This is a genomic window from Sphingomonas phyllosphaerae FA2, assembly GCF_000427645.1.
Taxonomy (GTDB): Bacteria; Pseudomonadota; Alphaproteobacteria; order Sphingomonadales; family Sphingomonadaceae; genus Sphingomonas; species Sphingomonas phyllosphaerae.
In genome coordinates this window covers 974,900-981,575 of record NZ_KE386571.1, presented here as the reverse complement: position 1 = coordinate 981,575, position 6,676 = coordinate 974,900, and the positions used below count along the sequence as shown (strand labels likewise).

Annotated in this window: 5 protein-coding genes; 1 reads left to right on the top strand and 4 read right to left on the bottom strand. The window is 68.0% G+C overall.

Features of this window, described 5'->3' with window-relative positions:
• Positions 1–362: 362 nt before the first annotated feature.
• The 4 genes from SPHPH_RS20700 to SPHPH_RS21040 are packed head-to-tail and all read right to left on the bottom strand — an operon-like array spanning position 363 to position 3,082.
• The gene (locus SPHPH_RS20700; protein ID WP_081668519.1) at positions 363–551 is read right to left on the bottom strand and encodes a DUF3008 family protein; all 189 of its coding nucleotides are present in this window, start codon (positions 549–551) and stop codon (positions 363–365) included.
• A 55-nt stretch (positions 552–606) separates the two neighbouring features.
• Positions 607–1,974 (bottom strand): sensor histidine kinase, encoded by a 1,368-nt coding sequence (locus SPHPH_RS0105135; RefSeq protein WP_028965728.1) that lies wholly within the window; start codon positions 1,972–1,974, stop codon positions 607–609.
• Positions 1,975–2,661, bottom strand: coding sequence for a winged helix-turn-helix domain-containing protein (locus tag SPHPH_RS0105130; protein ID WP_028965727.1), 687 nt, complete (start codon positions 2,659–2,661; stop codon positions 1,975–1,977). It lies immediately after the preceding gene.
• A complete protein-coding gene (locus SPHPH_RS21040) occupies positions 2,630–3,082 on the bottom strand; it encodes a PDZ domain-containing protein (RefSeq protein WP_162143917.1) in 453 nt (150 codons plus the stop codon). Before SPHPH_RS21040 ends, SPHPH_RS0105130 begins: the two co-directional genes overlap by 32 nt.
• Before the next feature lie 225 nt (positions 3,083–3,307).
• Here SPHPH_RS21040 and SPHPH_RS0105115 point away from each other — a divergent pair, with 225 nt between their 5' ends.
• On the top strand, positions 3,308–6,613 hold the full coding sequence (locus tag SPHPH_RS0105115) for a trifunctional glycoside hydrolase family 18/polysaccharide deacetylase/glycosyltransferase family 2 protein (protein WP_028965725.1): 3,306 nt from the start codon (positions 3,308–3,310) through the stop codon (positions 6,611–6,613).
• Positions 6,614–6,676 lie beyond the last annotated feature (63 nt).

The following is a 6,676-nucleotide window of genomic DNA, read 5'->3' as shown; positions in this document are numbered from 1 at the left end:
GGAGCCGTTCCTGCACAATTTCACGTATGGAAAACGTAAAAAAGACACATGAAACGACTTAGCTTCTGACGAACCCCGTGCACCTTGAATGCACAAGACCCGCAGAGCCGCCGCCCACATGTCCCTTCATCTTACCTACAATGTCAAAGAGCGGCAAAAACCGGCGCCACCCTCATCCCTACCTTTCGGTAGTTGAGGCCAGCGCCTTTTCTTGCGATCACCACCGCGATCCAGAACCGGAAGAACCAGTCCGCCGCTGCGGTGACACCCATCTAGGGGAGGCGATTGGACGCGTAAAGCCCCTTTTGCAGTTTTTTTGCGAAAAAGTGGAACGAGGCCGCGTGTGGAGCTTTGTAGGCGCCTCAAGCGCCGCTTTTATGCTCGGGCTTTCCCTTGCGTGGCGTGGCGGCCAGTTCCTCGAGCTGCACTTCGGTCATCGACCGTTTTGTATCGCGCGACGTACCCTTTAGTTTCGACGTGGGTTGCTCACCGCGCTTGGCGCCGAGGGCAGCCCCGGCCGCCCTTTGTTGCGCGGCGGACTTGGCTGGCATGACCGCTCTCCCGTGATCGTCGTCACGAGAATGCGGCCATCGCCCGCCCGCTCCCTCACTCGCGCGGCAGCGTGATCGCCACCCGCAATCCCGGCGCGGCATCGCCGAGCGTCAACGCGCCACCGTGAAGCCGGGCGACCGCCGCCGCCAACGACAGGCCTAACCCTGCCCCACCTCCCTGTCGCGCATCGTCGAGACGACCGAAGCGGCGTAGCGCATCCTCGTGCCGCGCCAACGGAATGCCCCGCCCGCGGTCGGCGACCGCCATTTCGACCTGCGCACCGGCCTCGCGCCCCGTCTCGCGCGCCCCGTCGCACAATGTGAGCGTGATCGGACCGGCCCCATATTTCAGCGAGTTGTCGATGATGTTCCCGAGCGCCTGCGCCAACAATTCGCGGTGCACCGGCGCGACGCACGATCCAGCGCTTTCCACTGACAGCGTTCGTCCCTGATCCTCCGCGAGCGGCGCATACATCTCCGCGAGCCCCGCCAATTCGGCGGCAAGATCGATCGTGACGAAATGCTCGCGACCGATTCCGGCCTCGGCACGGGTGATGCTGAGCGCGGTCTGCACCAGCGCGAACAGGCGGTCGCCCTCCGCCAGCGCGCGATCCAGCGACTCGACCGCCGCCGGCTCGCGTACCTGCGCCGCCGCCCGCTCCAGCACCACCCGCATCCGCGTCAGCGGCGATTTCAGATCGTGCGCGAGCCCGTCGGTGGCCATGCGTAGCTCACCCATCAGCGTCTCGACACGCTCCAGCGCTCCGTTGATCGCCACGCCCAACGTCGCCAGCGCGTCGCGCGATCCGTCCGCCGGCACCCGCGCGGCCAGGTCACCCGCAGCCACCGCATTCAGCGCCGCCAACGGTTCCTCCAGGCGCGCGACGATCGTCCGCGCCGCGATCCACGCCGCCAGCGCCGCGAAGATCAGCGCCAGCGGCAATGCAACGCCACTCACCTGCTCCAGCATCCGCATCGCGCGCGCCTCGCCGGCGACGATCGTCCCAACCAGCAGCCGCTCGCCCCCCGGCAACCGCACCGCCTCGACATGCATCGGCTCGGCGGTGTTGAGCCCGGTGCGGTACAGGGTCACCTCGGTGGCATGGCCGTCGCGCACCACGCTGGGTGGCCAGGCGTCGAGATTGCCGCCCAGCCAGGTGCCGTCGCGGCCGATCAGCAGTAGCACGGTACCCGGCGTCACCAGCCCGCGCGTGCGCAGCGTCACCTCACGCCGCACCCCGGCCGCGCCGCCCGCCGCATAGCTCGCGCGCAAATCGTCGCGCAGCACCGCGACGGTCCGCTGCGCATCGGTCCGCAGCTGTCGCCGCACCGCGGTGCCGATCGTCACGATCAGCGCGGCCGCGCTGACGAGCTGCAACAGGAAGACCAGCGCCGCGAACCGGAAGGTGGCGGAGCGCAACACCTAGGGATCGAGCCCGAGACGATACCCCGCCCCGCGGACGGTATGCAGCAACGGGCGGTCGAACCCCTCATCCACCTTCTTGCGCAAGCGGCTGAGGTGGACGTCGATCACGTTGGTGCCAGGGTCGAAATGGTAATCCCACACGCCTTCCAGCAACATCGTGCGCGTTACGACCTGATCGACGTGGCGCAGCATGAATTCGAGCAGCCGGAACTCGCGCGGTTGAAGGTCGATCGGCTTGCCGGCGCGCTTCGTGCGCCGCGCCAGCAGGTCCATCTCGAGATCGCCACAGCGCAGCACCGTCTCCACCGCCTTGGCCGCACCGCCGCGCCGGATCAGCAGGCGAATCCGCGCCAGCAACTCCACGAACGCGAACGGCTTGGTCAGGTAATCGTCGGCGCCGTTGGTCAAACCGTGAATGCGATCGTCCGCCGCGCCCAGCGCCGACAGCACGATCACAGGCGTCTCGATCCCGGCAGCGCGCACCGCGCCGAGCACACCCATGCCATCGATCCCGGGCAACATCCGGTCGAGCACGATGCAATCGTAGCTCCCGTCGGTGGCGTGGAACAAGCCGTCGCGTCCATTGGCGGCGCGATCGACGACGAAGCCTTCCTCGGTCAGTCCACGCGCAACGAAATCGGCAGTGGCATCGTCATCCTCGATCAACAGGACCTTGTTGGCCACGCCCGTCTCCCCCGCCTGCATCCAGATGCACGTCGAGCTCTCTCTTGCCGCGGCGGACACGAATGTCGAGGGTGCGGGCGAGGAAAGCGTGATCCGCTGCCTCGACACTGGAAATCGGCCGGCCGTCGACGGCCTCGATCACATCGCCCACCAGCAAGCCGCCGCGCCGCGCGGCACCGCTGGCGCGTATGCTGTCGACCACCACCGCCTGCCCGCTCAGTGGCGCGAGCGTCGCGCCGATCCGCTCGCTGCCGCGCGCATTGCCGCGCGCCACGCCCAGCGTGCGCGACCACGCCAGCCCGCCGATCAGCGCCGCCAGAATCACGACCAGCGCGAGCAACCCGATCGCGCGCACGGCGGGGTCGGCTCCGATCGGGAAAGCGTCGTGCGCCTGCTGTGGCCGTGGCGGCATGGTCGACATGGCATGAACCTCCGAGTTCATTCCCTAACTCGCTGCTACTCGACGCAAGATGAGCCATTTATGACCGATCGGTCATGATCCCGGATGACCGAAACGTAATCTCGTCATCACGCTATCTCCATCGATCGGCGCCTATAGCCGCGATGTTCGGGCGTCCTGCCCGTCGGGAGTTGATTCGTGATCGTGATGACCGTCGTCGCGGCGAGCCGGGTAGGTCGCTGAGCCATGGCACAACCCATCTTCTTCGATCCCACCGGGCGTCGCAGCCGCATGTCGAAGCGTGTGCTGGCGGCGTTGCTGGTGGTGATCGTGATCAGCTCCGCGATTTTCGCACTTACCCTGATCCGCGTACCGCGCGGCCGCGATCTGGCGCTTCCGCTACCGCAACCGCGCGCTGCCGCGCTGCGGATCGAGAAGTCGCTGGGTCGCGGCATTGCCGGCTGGCTCCCGCACCGCCCCGCCGCCGCCGATCCGCATTCGCCGCTATCTATCGGTTTTTACGTCCCCGGCGATGACGCGAGTATCGCGTCGTTGCGGCGGCATAGTGCTAGTCTGGATTGGGTGGTGCCGGCCACGATCAGCGTGTTCGGGTCGTCGCATAAGGTGGAGCTTGAGCCCGATCCGGCGTTCGATCGCATGATCGCCGCGATGAAGCATGCACCCAAGGTTTTGCCGATGGTGCAGAATTTCGGCGACAGCGATTGGGACGGCCCCGGCGCCGCCGCGTTGCTCCGCGATCCGCGCGCCTCGGCCGACTTCGCACGCAAGCTGGGCCGTTACGTCACGGTGACGCATCGTGCGGGTCTGGTCATGGATTTCGAGACCTTGCCGGCGCAATCGATGGGAGATTACCAGCGATTTTTGCGGGCGGTGCGCGCCGCGATGCCGAAAGGCGCGCAATTGGCGGTCACGGTGCCGGCCGAGGACGATGCATGGCCGCTCGCCGCGCTGGCGCGCGTGTCGGACCGGCTGATCTTCATGGCCTATGACCAGCATTGGGAGGGCGGCACCCCCGGCCCGATCGCCGGCCAGTCGTGGTTCGTCGATCAGGTCGCACAGGCGATCCGCACCGTCGGCCGCGACAAGCTGGTCGTCGCGCTCGGCAGCTACGGCTACGACTGGCACGGCGACGACACCGACGCACTGTCGATCGAGGATTCGTGGCTGGCCGCGCACGACAGCCAGGCGCCGATCACCTTCGACCGCACCTCTGGCAACGCCGGCTTCGCCTATGACGAGGACGGGCAGCGCCACACGATCTGGATGCTCGATGCCGCCACGAGCTGGAACGAGCTGGTCGCGCTGAAGCATCTGGGCATCGACGACGTCGCGCTGTGGCGGCTGGGCAGCGAGGACCCCGGCTTCTGGGCCGACCTGACCGCCTGGCGCACCGGCGGCACCCCCGACCTGTCGGCGCCGCGCGCGCTGCTCAACGCCGATGTCGAGGGCAGCGGCGAGATCCTGCGCATCACCGCCACGCCGACCCCCGGCGTGCGGCAGGTGACGCATGCCCGCAACGGCATCATCACCGACGAGCATTACGCGGCATTGCCGACGCCGTTCGTCGTCCGGCGGACCGGCGCGCAGAACCCCAAGCTGCTCGCGCTGACCTTCGACGACGGACCCGACCCGACCTGGACTCCGCGCATCCTGAAGGAGCTGGAACAGGCCGGCATTCCCGGCACCTTCTTCGTCATCGGGCAGAACGCGCTGGAGGAACCCGGCCTGCTCAATCGCATCATCGCCGACGGTGGCGAGATCGGCAATCACACCTATAGCCATCCCAACCTCGCCGCGGTTTCGGACCGGCAGGCGCGGCTGGAGATCAACACGACCCAGCGGCTGGTCGAGGCGTACACCGGGCGGCGGATGACGCTGTTCCGCGCGCCCTATTTCGGCGACGCAGAACCGACGACGACCGACGAACTGGGGCCGGCGCTGATCGCGCAGAACCTGGGCTATACGGTCACCGGGCTGCACGTCGATCCCGATGACTGGGCGCGCCCTGGCACCGACGCGGTTGTCGAGCAGGTGCTCGATCAGGTTCACAACGCCACCCCCACCAACTCGGGCAACATCGTCCTGCTGCATGACGGCGGTGGCGACCGATCCGAGACGGTCGCCGCCCTGCCCCGCATCATCGCCACGCTGAAGGGCGAAGGCTATCGCTTCGTCACCGTCTCGCAGCTTGCCGGGCTCAATCAGGCGCAGGCGATGCCGAAGGTGGTCGGGCGCGATCTGCTGGCGGTGCGGACCGACGTCGCGATGTTCGTGGTGCTGGCAGCGATCGTCGCGGCGATCGGCTGGCTGTCCTATCTGGCGATCGGGCTCGGCATGGCACGCGCGGTCCTGATGGCCGTGCTTGCCTGGGTGCAGAGCCGGCGCCGTCGCGCCGACCCGCCGGTCTATCACCCGACCGTCTCGGTCATCATCCCGGCCTATAACGAGGAGCGGGTGATCGCCAGTTCGGTCGCGCGCGTGCTGTCCAGCGACTATCCCGACCTGCAGGTGATCGTCGCCGACGACGGGTCGAAGGACGGCACCAGCGCCGCGGTCCGCGACGCCTTCGCCGACGATCCGCGCGTGACGTTGCTGACGCTCCAGAACGGCGGCAAGGCGGCGGCGCTCAACCGCGCGCTGCTCCAGGCGAGCGGCGAAGTGGTGATCGCGCTCGACGCCGATACGCAGTTCGAGGCGGAGACGATCACGCGCCTCGTCCGCTGGTTCGCCGATCCGCGGATCGGCGCGGTGGCAGGCGACGCGCGCGTCGGCAACCGCGTGAACCTCGTCACCCGCTGGCAGGCGATCGAATATATCACCGCCCAGAATCTCGAGCGCCGCGCGCTCGCTGGGTTCGATGCGATGACGGTGGTCCCCGGTGCAGTCGGGGCATGGCGGCGTGCCGCGCTCGACGCGGTCGGCGGTTACCCGGAGGATACGCTGGCCGAGGATCAGGATCTGACGATCGCGATCCAGCGCGCCGGGTGGCGCGTCACCTACGATCCGCGCGCGGTGGCGTGGACCGAGGCACCCGAGACGTTCCGCGCACTCGCCAAGCAGCGCTATCGCTGGGCGTTCGGCACGCTGCAATGCTTGTGGAAGCATCGCTCGATCCTGCGCCGGCGCAAGCCGTCGGGGCTGGCGCTGGTCGGACTGCCGCAGGCGTGGCTGTTCCAGATCCTGTTCGCCGCGATCTCCCCGTTGATCGACCTGACGCTGGTCCTGTCGATCGTCGGCACCGCGCTGCGCGTCCATCAGCACGGCTGGGCGCAGACCAGCGGCGATATCAGCAAGATGGGGCTTTACTGGCTAGTCTTCACCACCGTCGAGGTGCTGTGCGGCTGGATCGCCTACCGCCTGGATGGCCGGAAGGAGCGCTATCCCGCGTTCCTGCTGATCGCGCAGCGGCTGGTCTATCGCCAGATCATGTATGGCGTCGTGATCCGCGCGATCTCCTCGGCGGTCCGCGGGATGGTGGTCGGCTGGGGCAAGCTGGAGCGTACCGGCCGCGTCGCCACCCCGGCGCAATGATCGGCGCGTCGCCCCGGCCGCAGCGCCGGGGCGACGCCGGCACCACTCGCGCATTGCCGCGCG